The sequence below is a fragment of the Chryseobacterium sp. GTID13 genome, assembly GCF_056172655.1.
The window spans coordinates 1,984,584-2,002,056 of record NZ_JAOCMB010000005.1 but is presented as its reverse complement, the minus strand read 5'-3'; the positions used below and the strand labels follow the sequence as shown (position 1 = coordinate 2,002,056).

The window sequence follows — 17,473 nt, the reverse complement described above, 5'->3', positions numbered from 1 at the left end:
TTATTTTATCCTATTTAGCTACGAGGTAATAATTTACACTTATGTATTATTCACTTTCAAGGGTTTTTTTAGCTTCTGCAAGCTCTTTTTTCTCCTTTTCTCCAAGTTGAGGATACTTCAGGTTCATCTTTTCCAGAGTATCAATAATGATCTGTATAGCGGCTACTCTTGCGAACCATTTATTGTCTGCAGGAAGTACATACCACGGGGCATAATCTTTTGCTGTTTCATTGATGGCGGTTTCATAAGCGTCCATATATTCCAGGAAAAGAGCTCTTTCAGGAAGATCTCCTGCAGAAAATTTCCAGTTCTTCTCCTGTTCGTTGATCCTGTCCAAAAGTCTTTTCTTCTGCTCGTCTTTGGAAACATTTAAAAATATTTTAACCACAGTAGTTCCATTCTGTGAAAGATGTTTTTCGAAATTCCGGATACTCTCATACCTGTTTTCCCAGAATTTTGCATCAAAATCCTTTACAGAAGACCATGTTTTCTCACTCAGGTTGTATTCAGGGTGAACCTTGCATACCAGTACGCTTTCATAATGGGAGCGGTTGAAGATTCCGATCATTCCTTTTTGGGGAAGAGCCAGGTAATGTCTCCACAGGAAATCGTGGGAATATTCCTTCGTGCTTGGAGCTTTAAAACTGGTGACATTACAGCCCTGAGGATTTACCCCTCCGAATACATGCTCTATCAGGCTGTCTTTTCCCGCTGCATCCATTGCCTGAAGAATGACAAGAAGGGACTGGCTCCCATCGGCATATAGTTTTTCCTGTAATTCACGCAGTTTTTCTTTTTCTGCAATTAAAAGCTGTTCGCCTTCCTCTTTTGTGAGTTTTCCTTTATATTCTGTTGAAGTTTTTTTATTGAAAATTTTCCTTTAATCAGGAAGTCATCTGAAAAGTTGGTGTCCATGTGTTTTTATTTAATTAAAGATTAAAGATTAAAGATTAAAGATTAAAGATTAAAGATTAAAGATTAAAGATTAAAGATTAAAGATTAAAGATTAAAGATTAAAGATTTTACCTAAATTCCAAATTTCGACGTATAGTATCTAACATCTAGCATCTGACATCTAGCATCTGACATCTACTATCTAACCCAATATAAATGTAATAAAAAAACCGTCTTCATTGAAGACGGTTTTTTTATTTTTTAGTAGAGATTACTTTGCTGCTGCTTTTTTAGCAAGTTTAGCGGCTTTCTTCTCAGCTTTTGCTGCTGCTTTCTGCTCTTCAGCGGTTAATGGCTTAGGCTCAGGAGCGTTAGCGTCTACATTACCTTTGATGTAAATTACGCTTCTGCTGTTAGCTGGGTCATTAGAGAAAACTTCGATCATTTTATTGAAAGGTCCGTTAATAGCAGTGTTGTATCCTACTTTAATTTTAGCAGACTTTCCTGGCATGATCGGGTCCTGGCTGAATTCAGGAGTTGTACATCCACAAGAAGGCTTTACGTTAGAAAGGATCAAAGGCTTGTCACCTGTATTCGTTACAGTAAAGAATCTTGTACCATCAGCACTTGGTTTAATAGTACCATAGTCAAAAGTCGTTTTGTCAAACGTAATGGTTTGTGCAGATGCCAGTGCAAATGTTCCAAATAATGCAATTCCTGCAATTAATTTTTTCATATTCTTGAATGTTAATATGTTTGTTAGATAAATTTTGAGAAACAAAGTTAAAAATTATTTTAATTCATACTTAAAATTTTTTTCTTTAGACTATTTTTGCAAATTGTAAGCAAAAGAAATAGAATTTATGCAGATTTCAGAAAAGTACAATCCACAGGAAACTGAACAGAAATGGTACAACTTCTGGATGGAGAACAAATACTTCCATTCGGAACCTAATGACAAACCGCCATATACTGTGGTAATTCCTCCGCCAAACGTAACGGGGATATTACACATGGGACATATGCTGAACAATACCATTCAAGATGTTCTCGTCCGCCGTGCAAGAATGCAGGGCTTCAATGCCTGCTGGATTCCAGGCACAGATCACGCTTCAATTGCCACTGAAGCCAAAGTAGTTGCTAAACTGAAGTCTGAAGGGGTCAGTAAATCAGATATTACCCGTGAAGAATTTTTAAAGCATGCCTGGGAATGGACCGATAAATATGGAGGAACTATTCTTGAGCAGCTGAAAAAACTTGGTTGTTCATGTGACTGGGACAGAACCCGCTTCACAATGGAGGAAAAGCTTTCGCAGCAGGTAATCAAAAGCTTTGTAGATCTGTACAATAAAGGATTAATCTACAGAGGATACAGAATGGTCAACTGGGATCCGGAAGCCAAGACCAATATTTCCGATGAAGAGGTAATATTCAAAGAGCAGAACGGAAAACTATATTTCCTTAAATATAAAATTGAAGGTATGGAAGAATTCCTTTCCGTAGCTACTACACGTCCTGAGACTATTTTCGGGGATACAGCAGTGTGTATCAATCCTAATGATGAAAGATATGCCCACCTTAAAGGTAAGAATGTAATTGTACCGATTGTAAACAGGGTCGTGCCAATTATCGAAGACGAATATGTAGACATAGAATTCGGAACAGGTGCCTTGAAAATTACGCCGGCTCACGATATCAATGACTACGAAATCGGTCAGAAACATCAGTTAAAAATGATTGATGCACTGGATGATGACGGAAACCTGAATGAGTACGGTTTACATTATGCAGGTAAAAACAGGTTTGAGGTAAGAAAGCAGATTGCAAAAGAGCTGGAAGAAAATGATCTTTTGTTAAAAGCAGAAGATTACGTTAATAAAGTAGGAACTTCGGAAAGAACAGGGGCTGTTATTGAACCTAAAGTTTCAGTTCAGTGGTTCTTGAAAATGTCTGAAATTGCTAAGCCTGCTTTGGATGTGGTAATGGATGATGAGGTTAAATTTTATCCTGAAAAATTCAAGAATACCTATAAACACTGGATGGAAAACATCCGTGACTGGAATATTTCCCGCCAGCTTTGGTGGGGGCAGCAGATCCCCGCATTCTATTTTGGAGAAGGGGAAAATGATTTTGTAGTTGCAGAAACTATCGAAGAAGCTTTAACATTAGCCAAGGAAAAAACAGGAAACCCTAATCTGGGAACATCGGATCTGAAACAGGACGAAGATGCCCTTGATACCTGGTTCTCCTCATGGTTGTGGCCAATGTCCGTATTTGACGGTTTACTTGATCCTGAAAATAAGGATATCAACTATTATTACCCGACTTCTGATCTGGTAACAGGCCCGGATATTATTTTCTTCTGGGTAGCCAGAATGATCATGGCCGGACTGGAATACAGAAAAGAAGTTCCGTTCAAAAACGTATATTTTACCGGGATTGTAAGAGACAAGCAGAGAAGAAAGATGTCAAAATCTTTAGGAAACTCACCCGATCCACTTGAATTAATTGATAAATACGGTGCAGACGGAGTACGTGTTGGGATTTTATTGAGCTCTGCAGCAGGAAATGACCTTCTTTTTGATGAAGATTTAATGCTTCAGGGAAGAAATTTCATGTCGAAGATCTGGAGTGCCTTCAGATTGATCAATCTTTGGAATCATGAAGATAAACCTGCCAACTCAACAGAAAATCAAGCGATCGAATGGTTTGAAAATAAATTGAATAAAACAATTATTGAGATCAATGATCAGTTTGAAAAATTCAGAATTTCTGATGCTTTGCATTTAATTTATAAACTGATTTGGGATGATTTTTGCGGTTGGTACCTTGAAGCAATCAAACCTAATTACGGAGAAGGAATTTCTAAAGAAGTCTATAATAAAACAGTTGAGCTTTTTGAAGAATTAATGAAGTTGGTTCATCCGTTTATGCCTTTCCAGTCAGAAGAAATCTGGCAATTGATCTCTGAAAGAAAAATTGAAGAAGCCTTGGTTATTGCTCAGCAGAAAAAAGCAGGAACATTTAACGAAGATATCATTAAAAACTTTGAGACCGCGTCAGAAGTGATTTCCGGAGTTAGAAATTATCGCCAGACCAAGGGAATTTCTCCGAGAGAAGCTGCTGAGATCTATACCAATGCATCAGAATTTCCAAACGAATCTGTCATTAAAAAACTGGCAAACGTTTCTGAAATTCATTTTGGAACAAAAACAGATAAACCGAGCTTTACATTCCTTGTTGGGGCAACGGAAATTTCTATTCCTCTAAGTGAAAACCTGGATTTAGGAGAAGAAAAAAGAAAACAGAAGAAGAATTAAAATACTTAAAAGGATTCCTGATTTCTGTTGACAAAAAGCTTTCCAATGAGAAATTTGTAGCCAATGCAAAACCTGAAATTGTAGAGGTAGAACGCCAGAAACAAAAAGATGCTCAGGATAAAATTGCGATTTTGGAAGAGAAACTGAAAAGTTTGTAAATTTAAAAGATAGACAGTAAGTTTGTCGGAGTGTCGGGCAGAGCATAAACTGAAAGTTTATGCTCTGCCCGACAATTTAAACAACAAAAAAATAAATGACACACCTGGAAAATATAAAAAAACTATTCTCAAAAAACTTCGTGGAAAGCCCATTATTGGAAAGCTTTGAAGTTGGGAAGCTCTATCTTTCAAGCGGAAAGCTGGTAGCCTGTGATCCTCTCATCACGAATGATATGCTTCCGTTTTCTACAGAGTTTCCGAAAGGGAATTTTTCTGTTTTGCTGCATAAAGAAAGAGAAAGCAACTGTGTAGCCTATGCAGAGGTTATTTTCAGCAGCGAGGCCATTGAAGAATGGAAAATGGCTGTCACTGAAGGGCAGGATGTGAAAGACCTCGCGGAAGAAGAAGTTTTTGGATATCCGGTAGAAAGTGGAATGGGATGCCTGATGGATGTGGATACCCAGAACAGCCTTAATGAACTTGAGAAAAAGCTATACCATAGCAAAGGCGCAGATTTCATGGGGATCTATGAAGAATTTTTTCATGAATATTTTTTTGATGAAAAGGGAGCCATAGATCAGTACGCGTTTCTGAAGCCGTCAGAGGAACATCCCGGAACTATTTTCGCCTTTGAAACAGGTTATGGAGAAGGTTTTTATGCCAGTTATATCGGTTACGACAAAAATCACAAGCCTGTGAAGATAATTACAGAATTTATTGAAATAAGTTAATTAAATTAGTTACTTTTGGAACCTAGTTTTCTGAATATTATATTAAACTAACATAAAACACCAATGAACTTCTCATCAGAACAACCCAAAATTATTGTTGTAGGCAGCTCTTCAATCGATCTGGTTTTAGAGACTGAAAAAATTCCCCATTCCAATGAAACGGTTTTAGCCGTTAATTCAGATAGCTATTTTGGCGGTAAAGGGGCCAATCAGGCGGTAGGTGCGGCCAGACTTGGGGCAAGCGTTTATTTTATCGGATGTGTGGGGATGGATCCTCTTGGTCAGCAGATCATGAGAAACCTCGTAGGGGAAGGTGTTAATGTAGGTTTTGTCCATGAAACGGATGCAGAGTCTACCGGAACAGCATACGTGACAACCAGCAACGGAAACGCGGCGATTGTAGTAGTTCCGGCAGCCAACAAACATCTTAATATACAGCATGTGGAAGATGCGGACCGTTATTTCCAGAGTGTGGATCTTATTCTCGTTCAGCTTGAAGTAGCGATGGAAGTGGTAGAATATACTATAAGAAAAGCCAAGAAATATGGTAAGAAAGTAGGTCTTTACGCTTCACCGGCAATGAGGATAAGTGAAGAGATCATTGATAATGTAGATTTTATCGTTACCAAAAGCAGTGAGCTTCATACGGTTTTCGGAGAAGAAAAAAGAGAAGAGATCCTTAAAAAGTATTTTAATAAGGTTTTTGTAAGGGACGATACTAATTCCACGATCTATTTCGACGGGACGGAAATGAAGTATTACAGAAATGATAAAGATAAAACCGTTTACAAAATGGGAATGGGGGATGCTTTTACTTCAGGATTCGCTATTGCACTCTGCCACGGGAACTCCATTGAAGACTGCGTAAAGTTCGGCAATGAGGTCTCTTCAAGAGTTTCCGGAGGGAAAGGTTCGCAGACCGGACTTCCGAGAATGTCGGATTTCTTTTCCTAAAGCTATTTGCCACATATCGAAAGTTACAAACTTAACATAAAAAGATAAGTAAAATCTCCACTTTTATAGTGGATTTTTTCTTTTTCACTATGGAAAAACTGGAACTTATTACAAAAGACCGTGTATCTCTGGCGGTTCACCTTTTCAGGCCTGAAAAAAGCAATGGCAAGCTGCTTCTGATTAATTCTGCAACAGGGGTAAAGCAGCAGGTCTATTTTTCATTTGCCCAATTTTTTTCAGAACAGGGATTTACAGTCATTACCTATGATTACAGGGGAATTGGGCTTTCAAAACCGGAAAAAATGAAAGGCTTCAGAGCTTCTATGAGGATCTGGGGTTCAGAAGATTATAAAACTCTGACCCAATATATCAAAACAGAGTTTCCGGAATATAAAAAATACTGCCTGGGACATTCGGTTGGGGCACTGATTCTTGGGATGAATGAAGATTCCACCATGTTTGATGAATTTATTTTCGTAGGGACCCAGAATGCATTTGTCGGAAATTTAAAACCGGGGACCAAAGTTGAAGCCTATCTCGGGTTTGGAATTGTTCAACCTTTAACCACCAGGTTATTAGGCTATTTCCCGGCAAATTGGTTTGGATTGGGAGAAAGTCTTCCAAAAAATTGTGCATATGACTGGAGAACCTTAATTTTAAACAGGAAATCAACCAACAGACTGTTGGAGAAAATTGATGACTATTCTAAAAAATTGACACAGAAAGTGTTTGTGATCCGGGCAGAAGATGATTTGTGGCTGACAGAAAAAGGAGTATTAAGCCTTTTGAATGATACTTATCCCAACCTCAGGCCTTCCTACAGGCTCGTGAAAACATCCGAATCCGACAAAAAAGAAATCGGGCACATCAATTTTTTTAGAAGTTATAATAAGAAACTCTGGAACATTATTTTAAACGAACTGACGGATAAATGAAAAGTACGATCGAAAACACCGTAGAATTTGTAAAAGAAAAATTAAAAGGTGCTGAAGCAGGCCACGACTGGTATCATATTGAAAGAGTATGGAAATTGTCAAAAAAAATAGCGGAAACGGAAGACTGCAACCAGGAAGTGGTAGAACTTTCGGCTTTGCTGCACGATATTGCCGATCCTAAGTTCCATAACGGAGATGAAACCATAGCTCCGAAAATAGCGGGAGAATTCCTGGAAAGTCAGAACGTTCCGGAAGAGGTAATAGAAAAGGTATTGTTTATCATTAAAAATATTTCTTTTAAAAACAGAAGCGAAATGCCGGTTGAACTTCCCGTTGAGCTTAAGATCGTGCAGGATGCAGACCGGATAGATGCGATTGGCGCTATTGGGATAGGAAGAACGTTCAACTTCGGGGGCTTTAAGAACAATCTGATGTACGATCCTGAAATTCAGCCAAGCCTGAATATGTCCAAAGATGAATACAAGAAATCCAACGGTACCACCATCAATCATTTTTATGAAAAACTATTGCTTTTAAAAGACCTGATGAATACCCGGAAAGGGAAGGAGCTGGCCCGGGAAAGACACGATTATATGCTGGGATTCCTCGATCAGTTCTATAAAGAATGGAATGTGGATTAACCTTCCTCTGAAAAATCTTAAATCAGTATCTTTGCAGTATGGTATTTATCATTTTTGTGATCTTCTGGGCTTGTGTTATTTCTTTGGTTTTATTTAAAGTAAAATCAGGAAAGGCAGCAAAATGGGCGAAACTGTTCCGGATCCTTACGGTTGTTTTTTCTATATCCATCTTTACCTATTGGTTCATTAAAAAAAGTGCGGTAAGTTTTGTAGACAATTCAGTAGGTCTTCAGGTCGTTAATAAACTGCCCCAGACACTGGATTTTTACCTCATCAAAGTAGATACTGCCAAAAACGGGAATTTAGAGCCTAAGCATATCGGAAAAATTCGTCCGGAATATTACAGGATAGAATATCTCAAAATGGATAAATCCGATGAATACTGGATTATAGGATATCTTGGGAAAAAAAACATGGTGTATTTCTCCCAGCATGCAGTCCCGAATAAAAATATAGACCAGATTGTAGAAGTTCAGAATTATATCAACCAAAGTGTAAAGCTTTCTGAAACTGCAAAAAAGCAGCTGGAAGCCTATAACTATGAAAATACAAAGCTGGGAATCTGGGTCACTTTAGACCTTCTTCTGCTCTTCCTGAATCTCGTACTTTTATTGAGAAAAAATAAGCAATAAGTAATGGGTAATAAGCAATTATTTAAACCAACAGTTTAATATTATCCATTACTCATTACCCATTGCTCATATATTACATTAAGGATAGTCCAGGATCTGCATGATCTGTTCCTTAAACTCTTCAGGACAGCTTTTGACCAGTTTATCCTTATTCTGTTTACTGATCTGGTGAGGCTCCAGCCACTCGGTACGGTTGACGCTAAGGCTGTGATTGTCGTATACTCTCTTTATTCTATGATCTTCATAGAATGTGTATTCATCACCAAGCCAGTTGTTGGCAATGCTGATTGTGCAGATTTCTTTTTCCATGGCATTTGTATTTTAAAACAGCATGTTGTGTTATGAACAGCAGTCTATCCTAAATTACTAAATTTTTCCCACAAAAACAGTTTTTTTTCGCGTTTTATTACAAAGTGGAGTATATTTTCCTGCTTTTAGAATAGTGTTCCATTATTATCAGAAGCCATTTGCGGAATATGGAGATCTGTTTTCCATTCTTCATTCATCTTTTTAATAAAATAGGCAGATAATAGCGGAGATGCTTTTTCAATGTTCTGATGAACAAAGAAATAGACGTTCTGAAGGCCTTCTTTTTTCCATTTTGTAAGGCGTTCCATCCAGTCATCCAGTCTTTCGTAGTCGCTCTCAGCGTTGGCCCCTACATATCTTATAAATGCATTGGGGGTGGTAAGCCGCATGTGAAGCATATCCCTTCTTCCGGCAGTATCCACTATGATATTGGTAATGTGATGGGCTTCAAAAAGCTCACAGGTTGTATTGAAGATCTCTTCATCGGTAAACCATTCTGTATTGCGAAGTTCAATAGCGAGCGGGACTTCTTTGGGCCAGTCTTTCACGAATTTTTCCAGCCTGTCATAATCTTTAGGTTTGAAATTATCATGAAGCTGTAAAAAAGCCATTCCCAGTTTTTGATCAAAATTCATTACAGCTGATGCAAAATGGGTAACCGGTTCGGTAACGTCGATCAGTCTTCTGAAATGAGAAACCGTGTTGGTGATCTTTGGAAAGAATTTAAAATGGTCAGGTGTTTTTTCTTTCCATACAGCCACCTGCTCAGGAGTAGGCATTCCGTAAAAGTAGCATTCAGTTCTATAGAATTAAACTGTTTGGCATAATAGGTCAGTTCGTCTTTTGTTCCCTTAGGATAAAATCCTTTCAGGTCGGTTTTATTCCATTTTGCACATCCTATGGAGATATTTTCAAGTCCTTTTTTATTCTGATTTAAAATTTCCTTAGTTCTTGAATGATCTTTGGGAAGGGTGAAATCTATTTTTGACGGGTCTTCTACTTGGCCGAATTTCATAGCTGAAGTTTTAAAATTAAACTTATAAACAAATATAAAAACAAAACCGCAGAAAATTTCTGCGGTTCCATCAAATTAATGTGATAAATATTTTATTTGATCGGTATTGCAACAATACTTACGTTGTCATTGGCGGCTACTCCAAATTGTCCGTTATAGGAGGAGCTCACAATATTTGTTAATAGTCCGGTTAAAACTACAGTGTATGAACCCGGAATTAGCTTAAGAGACATATTGGGAGTCGTATTCATATTTCCTGTTGTTCCACCTGAAGGGCTGGCTCCTGTATAAATACCGGAACTCGGACCATAGGCAGTTCCTGTAGTTATTGTAGAACCTGCAGGTACTGTTGTAAACTGCCAATAAACACGATACAGTCTTGGTACCCCATCTGTTATTGCACTTCCGGTAGTGGTGGTTAAACTTGCTGAAACATTGGCACTAAAAGTGACTAAAGAAGGTCTGGTCAAGGTAAAATTAAACGTAGTTAAATTAGTGTTAACACCAACATTAGAACCACTAGGTACTGTTATCGTCGGTGATGTAGCCACAGCGTCCGTACCATCTGCTCCGATAAGTATACTGACATCACTCGTACTTAATGAACGGCCCCATTTAGCACCGTCATTGATATATTCGCCAGGATAAACCTCATTGCCTGCAGATGAAGTATTGGTTGCCGTATTGTATACCTCCATACCTGCCACATGTGCGGAAAGCGGAGAAGCATTATTGGTTGCAGTCAAAGCTAATCTTGGCAATAGCAAACCTCTTGATGTTGAGCTTAATTCTAGTAATGCATTGGCATTCGGTGTTGTAGTTCCTATTCCTACATTACCACCGTTGATAACAGTAAGGGCTGTAGTTCCATTGGTCATAAGATTTACTGGAGCCGTACTTCCTGTAGCTGAACCAACAAACAGTCCGGTAGAAGTTCCTCTGATGGAAATTTGCGCTGCCGATCCTACATCCTGTAAAATATCAAGGAAAGAAGCAGCATTGGAAGACCATGTCATAGCGGCACGGTTGGTTCCCTGAAGAGTTGCCTGGCCATCAGTAGCCGTGTGAAGAATTCTGAAAAAAGGACCGGTTGCAGTATTCTGGAATCTTAAAAAGTTGGTTCCCATTTCAACCGTTCTGTTTCCTGTAAGTGTTCCGTCTGAGTTGTAAATATTAACATCATTTCCTGTATTTATTTTTACCCAGACCGTTCCGTCGAATGAATAATATCCCACTGCATTTATATTAACTGCAGTACCTGTTTGAGTTCCTGTTGCAATGCTATTCACGTAAATGAGGGTTGAAGTTGGAATAGAAGCCATACTTTGCGCTCTTTGTCTGTCTACACGGGGTATCAGCAAACCATCTACATTGGTAGTAGTTCCTGTTGTATTTTTAGCAGTAACATCTAATGTTGCAGCTGGAGTAGAGGTGTTGATACCTACCTGTGCTGAGTAGATTAATGGGAAAATAACAATCCCAAATAATAAGCTTTTTTTCATTGTTGTTTATTTGTATTTAATTGAAAACTTTATTTTTATATAGGCCGAAAAGGCATTAATGAATTTCAAAATGCATTAATACTTTTTGTTCAGGTTAAATGATGGAAATGGATTTGTACAATTGTTCAGATTTGGAAGTCAGTTAAATATGATGAACTAACTTATGTACAGGTTGTATAAATTTTTTAGATAATAAATAAGTGTAGAAGTTTTACAATTCAGTATTCGTAGTACAAATTATTCAAACATTGTGGTCAATAATGTTCTATGTATTTCTTTTACAACAGCTAATATCAAAAACTTACGAAACGAGTCTGTCAATCTTATCTGTATTCTATTAAATACAAACGGGAGGGAAATGATGTAATGTAAAATTTAATCTCATATGTGTGTGTATTTTTCTCGGTATAAAGTTAATAAATATTTTTATAAAAGTGATTTTTATTTTTAACTATATAGTAAATAATCTATTAGAAGCATAATAAAAACACGATAAAAGCATATAAGTGTCAGAGTTGGTTTTCTGAAAAAAGTGATGCTCAATTTCTTAAACAATCCGAAATATAATTCTTGTTCACATTGTGTTCACATCATAAAAAGTCTTTAACAATCAGAGTATGCTGATTTCAATAGGCTTAAAATACTCCTGAATTAGATGATTATTGAATGTCATTAATTTTTTTTAAGGAAATATTAAACTTTGTGTTACATAATGTTAACTGTATGTTACCCTACTTCATAAGCAAGGAATCTAATTTTGCCCTAGAAATAAGAAGTAAAAAAATGAAAAAAAAACTAATCTGTGCTTTTGCTTTATTGTCATTCGGCTTTGCATTTTCACAGGAAACAACCTCCAAAATTTTTGGGAGGCTAAAAGGAACCAGCTCGGAACTTACTGTAAAAGTAACCCATGTGCCTACCAACAGTACTTTTGAAACTAAAAGTAACAGCAAGGGGCAGTTTAGCCTGGATAACCTTCAGCCGGGAGGTCCGTATAATATTGAGATCTCCGATGGTTCACAAGTCGTTTATTCCAATACCAATGTCCAGCTTTCATTAGGTAATAATGATCTGCCGGTAGTGGAGATCAATAATGGTGAAAAAACCATTGACGAAGTTAAAATTACTTCCAAAAGAACAAGCGTAAAAAATGGAGTAGGGATCAGCCAGGCGCAGATTTCAGGACTTCCCAATATCAACAGGGGGATTCAGGATGTTACGAAACTGGTACCGCAAAGTGCGAATAACTCTTTCAACGGAACCAATTTCAGGTATAATAACGTAACGATCGATGGATCTATTAATAATGATGCCATTGGTTTCAGCCCGTCTCTGGGAGGGCAGACAGGAACTTCGGGAATGCCCGGAAGCAGTACCCGGTCCAATTCTATAAGTTTGGATGCCATTCAGGATGTTCAGGTGTACATCGCCCCTTATGATGTGAAGCTGGGGAACTTTCTTGGGGGAGTATCAATGCTGTAACCCGAAGCGGAAGTAATGATGTAACGGGGTCTATGTATGTGTATGGAAGAAATGCTTCTATTACAGGGAAAAACAGAGTGGGAGACAATTCAAAAATGCCAAGTTCTTTTGAAGATTTTATTTACGGGGAAGAGTAGGGCTGCCTGTAGTAAAGGATAAGGTATTCTTATTCAGTAATCTGGAATATACCAAACGGACGGATCCTGTTTTTTATAACGCCGGTGATCCCAATGCTTTGGTAAACAATACGGTTGCCCAGCAGATTTCTGATTTTGTACGCAACAAATATAGCTTTAATGTTGGAAGCTTTGATCAGTACAACAACTTCTCGGAAAGTGCAAAGCTTTTCAATAAATTAGATTGGAAGATCAATGATAAACATACTTTATCTATTAAAAATAATACAGTATTTTCCCAGGCTTCAAATCTTGAAAGGGATGGAGCTAATTTCAGGTTTTCCAGTATGGATTTTATTCAGAAAAACAACTCTTCATCCACCACTCTGGAATTGAAGAGCCGTTTTAATGATAAATGGAACAATAATCTGGTCCTTGGGTACTCTTCTATTCATGACTACAGAGATCCAACCTCTTCCAATGCCATGTTTCCACAGGTAGAAATTGCCTATAACGGCGGAACTATTTTATTAGGAAACGATAGAGAAGCTACTGTTTTCAACATGAGACAGAAAACTTTTGAGATTACGGATAACCTGACTTATAAAACAGGAAATCACACCTTCTTATTAGGAACACACAATGAATTGTATAATATTGATTATGGTTTTGTGAATGCCCTTAACGGAAGAATTTCTTATAAAAGTTTAGCCGATTTTTATAATTCCAATCCTTCGAGAATCAGGGGAACATATCCATTTAACGGAGACAACAGGCAGGCGATTTTTGATAATCCGTATGCCCAGTATAAAGTAAATCTCCTTTCCTTATATTTTCAGGATGAAATCAATTTAGGAAAATTAAGGCTATCTCCAGGAGTAAGAGTAGACTATACCGATCTTCCCAATAAACCTCTTTTGAGTCCGAAGGTAACCAGCTCTCCAGCGGATCCTAATTACGGAAATACTTATAGCTACACCCCATTGAGCCAGCTTAATAATGATTATCTCACTAAGCCGACACTTTCTCCAAGATTAGGATTTACATGGGATGTGACGGAAGACCGTTCTGTTGTCGTAAGAGGAGGTTCCGGAATCTTTGTGGGAAGAATACCTTTTGCATGGCTTGGATATGCTTATTATAATGATGGGGTTGGCTTTGGCAGCTATGATTATAATGCACCTACTGCAGCACAGCTTGCAGCGAACGGAGATCCTTTGATAGGCGGTAATTTTCCGAAATGGCAGAATTCTTCCAAAGTACAGGTGGATCTTATCGATAACAATTTTAAAATGCCAAGAGTGTGGAGAAGTTCATTAGCTTTGGATTACACACTGGCAGGATATAAATTTACCCTGGAAGGAATCTATACCAAAGTGCTTTATGATCTGAAGTTCCAGCAGGTGAATAAAACGGATAATGTAACGTATTTCAGCTATGATGTAAACCATGAAATGCCGGTTTATACAACGAACATCAACAGTAATTTTTCTAATGCCTATCTTCTGTCCAATACCAAAGAAGGCTACCGGTATAATGTGACAGCACAGATTTCAAAAGCATACAGCTTCGGGTTTAATTTCTTTGCCGCTTACACTTATGGTGATGCCAAAGATATTACCAACGGTATCCGAAATTCGATGGAAAGTAACTGGCAGATGAATCAGTCGCTGACTCCTAACGATCCTAAACTGACAACATCCAATTTTGCCATTAAAAACAGAGTGGTTGCCAATCTTGGGTATGCCTTTAATGTTTCAAAATCCAACAGGTTGTCTGCCAATGTATACTTTAATGCACAATCAGGAAATCCTTTCTCATGGGGATTTGTAAACAGTACGATTGCCAATACAGGTCAGGCTGCAGGATTGGCTTATATCTTTAAAGATGCAACTGAAGCGGCAAAATACATTGTACCTATAAAAGATGGATCAGGAAATATAGTGGTTACCGCCCAGCAGCAGGTCGCTGATTATGAAAATTTCGTCAACGGGAATAAATATTTAAGCTCACGACGTGGAAAGTTTACAGAACGTAATGGAGATAACACTCCGTGGAATATTCAGGCTGATTTCAGAATCATGGATGAAATAAGGCTGAGTGAAAAATCTAAAAACAATATCCAGATTTCATTAAGCATCATCAATCTTACGAATCTGTTGAATAAGGACTGGGGAAAAGTATATTTTGTACCCAATACCTTTAATTCCACAGCCAGCGTAGGATTAACGAAAGTAGGAAATGTTGCGGCAGGACAACCCTCTGCAGGAGATCCAACCTATAATTTTACAAAACCCGGACTGCCTTATACTATTGATCAGTTTGCATCAAGGTTTCAGGCTCAGCTGGGAGTTCGGTATAATTTTTAATTTTACTTTATATTATTCTTTCATGAGGTCCGGATGTTCTTTCCGGGCCTTTTTTATGAGTTGACCTGCAGGATTTTACGTATTAAAAAAACCATAGAAATCTCTATGGTTTTATACTGCTTTTATGGCAGAATATATTTTATTTTACTCCCTGCGTTACCATCTTGTTTGAAATAACAGAATAGACACATCCGGTAGTTTTTAAATTGACTGTGATGGTAGCCGGAACAGATCGGTAAGCGGTATCACCATAAGGTTCAATGATCTTTCCGTTTGCATCTTTTACAGTTCTTCCTTTTACTGAGTAAGTCATTGTTGCAGTTCCAGTAAATCCGCTTGAAGGATTAAAGGTAACAATTCCGGTAGATTTATTATACGTCCATGTTCCCTGAGGAGTTACTTTTTTACGGTACAGGGTAAGATCCGTATCGCTGGTTTTGGTAAAGCTGAAAGTAGAATAATCTATATTGGCACTGCTTCCCGTTGGCGGAGTGGTAATGCTGATAGGTCCTTTGTAAGCAATATCATTATTGAAAACCGGAATATTAACCGGTTGAAGCTTACAGGTAGAAGCTACATCATCATTGGTAACGGCGGCATAAGGAAGGGTAAGCTTTACATTCCGGATGATCTGCTGCTGGTATGCCGCTCCTGTAGATGCTGCAAAGCCAAGCTTTAAAACAGCCGGAACCGTTGCATTGAGAGTTTGGTCAGTAGGAGTTCCTTCCGTATTGGAAGTATCAAAATCAGTTACTTGCGGATTGGCATTTTCAGTATATGGAACCGAGGTCTTATAATGGTAATAATTGATTACATTGATCGGTGTTCCATTCTGGGCAGTCTGAATATCCACTTTGATATCAAACCCATCTGTTGTAGTTGGCGTTACAAAATGCGGGATCAGGTCAAGATATACTTTTCTGAATTCTCCTGCATTGTTTCTAAGGTCAAAAAGTGAAGGCAAGGTGTTGGTCGTTGCCAGATAGCTTCTGTCGGCCTGTAAGATTCGGCCCACTGCTCCGGTATTGCTTAAGGTAGTACGGGTAACCAAAACCGGATACCCTGTAAACCCGTCTCCCAAACCATTTGAATTAATCACTGCGCCTTTTGCTCCTCTTAAAGTAACATGGCTTGTTGCCTGTCCCCATGTTACTCCCGAAATACCATTCACTCTGGCATCTCCCTGGAAACGTTTGGATTTGAAATTTCCGAACTCATCCAGTGCTATCCCGAGGTAAGCTCCTGTTAAGCCTGCTTTTCTTAAACTTGCATACGTGTTCATCGCCCTGTTATAGGAATACCCGATACCTGCGCCTGGTGCTCCTATGACAGGATTGGTTACTGCCCCGTCATAAAGGAAAAAAGATAAACCGTCTCCGTAAGTACCTCCCAGTGGAGTACCATTTTTCATGTCATATTCAAATTCTACGTGAAGACCGTTTACTGAAGTAAAAGTCCTTCCGTTGATAAACAATCCCCCGAACTGGCTTGAGCTGGCGGGAGTAAGCTGTACCCCTGTAGCGGTATGTGAGGCATTTCCCTGTATCGTAAGCTCAGGTGCTGAAGAAGCGTTCATAAGTGAGCTTGAATAGGAATAAAAACCATAAATACTTGCTACTTCTGTACTGTCTGTCTGTGCATACACAAAGTTGGTAAGCAGAACAAAAAACAGGCTCATCAGAGACAGCCCTTTAAAATTCTTTTTCATGACTGCTTATTTTACAACAAATACTATGTTGATGAAAGATGCTGAAGTAGCATTTGATAATACGTCATAATTTAATACGCCCGTGTTGCTGATGCTGTTTATCTTGAAAACAGAAGAATCATAACCCGTTACATAGTAGTGTATATCCGTTGCATTAGGGAAAAACGGGATCGTGGCCGGAGCTGATGTGCTTCTTGCATTCGCGGGTACATTCGAGAATTGATTTTTATACAGAGTATAGAGATCTTTTGTTTGTCCCGTTGCTGGGGTAGTTGTATCAAAAACTACGCTTGGCATGTAGAAAAATTTAGCTACATACGGCGAAAGACATACCCAGTCCGGAGCAGCAGGAGTTCCTACATTCTGGCTGATACATTTTCTGTTTGTATCAAAAATAACCAGTCCTGTTGCAGGATTAGTAACGGAAGAAAGGTTACTGATTCTGGGTAAAAGCATTCCTTTAGAAGTGCTTGTAATATCTAAGGCAGAGCTTGGGTCGGGGTTAGAAGTATTAATGCCCACCTGAGCAGTAATGGAACAAGAAGCCATTACCAAAATTGAAGTAATAATTTTGTGCATTTTCGAAATAATTTTTTTTGTGTTTTGTACTATTAGCAAATTTCTTGCCAATAGTAGATTAATTGTTCAATACTCGTATTTTGTTTATTTTATATTATATACGAGTTTTTTTGTGTTTGGTTTTTAAT

Annotated in this window: 11 protein-coding genes and 3 pseudogenes; 7 read left to right on the top strand and 7 right to left on the bottom strand. The window is 38.2% G+C overall.

What is annotated here, in order from left to right:
• Positions 1–46: 46 nt before the first annotated feature.
• Together N4G44_RS15975 and N4G44_RS15970 are read right to left on the bottom strand one after the other, a co-directional pair.
• Positions 47–805: a PPK2 family polyphosphate kinase gene (locus N4G44_RS15975; RefSeq protein WP_474928355.1), complete on the bottom strand. Its 759-nt coding sequence runs from the start codon at positions 803–805 to the stop codon at positions 47–49.
• Between the two features lie 360 nt (positions 806–1,165).
• Positions 1,166–1,630 (bottom strand): DUF1573 domain-containing protein, encoded by a 465-nt coding sequence (locus N4G44_RS15970; protein WP_040997965.1) that lies wholly within the window; start codon positions 1,628–1,630, stop codon positions 1,166–1,168.
• A gap of 127 nt (positions 1,631–1,757) precedes the next feature.
• Between N4G44_RS15970 and N4G44_RS15965 the strand changes: the two are divergent.
• The 6 genes and pseudogenes from N4G44_RS15965 (at position 1,758) to N4G44_RS15940 (ending at position 8,265) form a co-directional block, all read left to right on the top strand.
• Positions 1,758–4,372, top strand: a pseudogene (locus N4G44_RS15965) (valine--tRNA ligase).
• Between the two features lie 95 nt (positions 4,373–4,467).
• Positions 4,468–5,103 carry a DUF4241 domain-containing protein gene (locus N4G44_RS15960; RefSeq protein WP_474928265.1) on the top strand — a complete coding sequence of 212 codons (636 nt, stop codon included), beginning with the start codon at positions 4,468–4,470 and terminating at the stop codon, positions 5,101–5,103.
• A gap of 63 nt (positions 5,104–5,166) precedes the next feature.
• Positions 5,167–6,057: a ribokinase gene (locus N4G44_RS15955; protein ID WP_474928264.1), complete on the top strand. Its 891-nt coding sequence runs from the start codon at positions 5,167–5,169 to the stop codon at positions 6,055–6,057.
• 89 nt (positions 6,058–6,146) lie between these two features.
• A complete protein-coding gene (locus tag N4G44_RS15950) occupies positions 6,147–6,992 on the top strand; it encodes an alpha/beta hydrolase family protein (RefSeq protein ID WP_474928263.1) in 846 nt (281 codons plus the stop codon).
• Positions 6,989–7,633 (top strand): HD domain-containing protein, encoded by a 645-nt coding sequence (locus tag N4G44_RS15945; protein ID WP_474928262.1) that lies wholly within the window; start codon positions 6,989–6,991, stop codon positions 7,631–7,633. The genes N4G44_RS15950 and N4G44_RS15945 overlap by 4 nt, the downstream gene beginning before the upstream one ends.
• 38 nt (positions 7,634–7,671) lie before the next feature.
• Positions 7,672–8,265 carry a hypothetical protein gene (locus N4G44_RS15940; RefSeq protein WP_474928261.1) on the top strand — a complete coding sequence of 198 codons (594 nt, stop codon included), beginning with the start codon at positions 7,672–7,674 and terminating at the stop codon, positions 8,263–8,265.
• A gap of 78 nt (positions 8,266–8,343) precedes the next feature.
• Here the strand turns inward: N4G44_RS15940 and N4G44_RS15935 are convergent, their stop codons facing one another.
• The 3 genes and pseudogenes from N4G44_RS15935 to N4G44_RS15925 form a co-directional block, all read right to left on the bottom strand.
• Positions 8,344–8,574 (bottom strand): hypothetical protein, encoded by a 231-nt coding sequence (locus N4G44_RS15935; RefSeq protein WP_260542888.1) that lies wholly within the window; start codon positions 8,572–8,574, stop codon positions 8,344–8,346.
• A gap of 125 nt (positions 8,575–8,699) precedes the next feature.
• Positions 8,700–9,589, bottom strand: a pseudogene (locus tag N4G44_RS15930) (DUF72 domain-containing protein).
• A gap of 92 nt (positions 9,590–9,681) precedes the next feature.
• Positions 9,682–11,091, bottom strand: coding sequence for a hypothetical protein (locus N4G44_RS15925; protein WP_474928260.1), 1,410 nt, complete (start codon positions 11,089–11,091; stop codon positions 9,682–9,684).
• A 783-nt stretch (positions 11,092–11,874) separates the two neighbouring features.
• On the opposite strand from N4G44_RS15925, the pseudogene N4G44_RS15920 reads away from it, so the two are divergent.
• Positions 11,875–15,058: pseudogene (locus tag N4G44_RS15920) on the top strand (TonB-dependent receptor).
• A 139-nt stretch (positions 15,059–15,197) separates the two neighbouring features.
• On the opposite strand, the gene N4G44_RS15915 reads toward N4G44_RS15920, so the two are convergent.
• Positions 15,198–16,766 carry a hypothetical protein gene (locus N4G44_RS15915; protein ID WP_474928259.1) on the bottom strand — a complete coding sequence of 523 codons (1,569 nt, stop codon included), beginning with the start codon at positions 16,764–16,766 and terminating at the stop codon, positions 15,198–15,200.
• 6 nt (positions 16,767–16,772) lie between these two features.
• Positions 16,773–17,345 carry a hypothetical protein gene (locus tag N4G44_RS15910; protein WP_474928258.1) on the bottom strand — a complete coding sequence of 191 codons (573 nt, stop codon included), beginning with the start codon at positions 17,343–17,345 and terminating at the stop codon, positions 16,773–16,775.
• Positions 17,346–17,473 lie beyond the last annotated feature (128 nt).

Bases quoted from the DNA above. Each gene is read 5' to 3' on its own strand.
- N4G44_RS15960 (WP_474928265.1), top strand. From the start codon at position 4,468: ATGACACACCTGGAAAATATAAAAAAACTATTCTCAAAAAACTTCGTG.
- N4G44_RS15915 (WP_474928259.1), bottom strand. From the start codon at position 16,766: ATGAAAAAGAATTTTAAAGGGCTGTCTCTGATGAGCCTGTTTTTTGTT.
- N4G44_RS15950 (WP_474928263.1), top strand. From the start codon at position 6,147: ATGGAAAAACTGGAACTTATTACAAAAGACCGTGTATCTCTGGCGGTT.
- N4G44_RS15955 (WP_474928264.1), top strand. From the start codon at position 5,167: ATGAACTTCTCATCAGAACAACCCAAAATTATTGTTGTAGGCAGCTCT.
- N4G44_RS15970 (WP_040997965.1), bottom strand. From the start codon at position 1,630: ATGAAAAAATTAATTGCAGGAATTGCATTATTTGGAACATTTGCACTG.
- N4G44_RS15935 (WP_260542888.1), bottom strand. From the start codon at position 8,574: ATGGAAAAAGAAATCTGCACAATCAGCATTGCCAACAACTGGCTTGGT.
- N4G44_RS15910 (WP_474928258.1), bottom strand. From the start codon at position 17,345: ATGCACAAAATTATTACTTCAATTTTGGTAATGGCTTCTTGTTCCATT.
- N4G44_RS15945 (WP_474928262.1), top strand. From the start codon at position 6,989: ATGAAAAGTACGATCGAAAACACCGTAGAATTTGTAAAAGAAAAATTA.
- N4G44_RS15940 (WP_474928261.1), top strand. From the start codon at position 7,672: ATGGTATTTATCATTTTTGTGATCTTCTGGGCTTGTGTTATTTCTTTG.
- N4G44_RS15925 (WP_474928260.1), bottom strand. From the start codon at position 11,091: ATGAAAAAAAGCTTATTATTTGGGATTGTTATTTTCCCATTAATCTAC.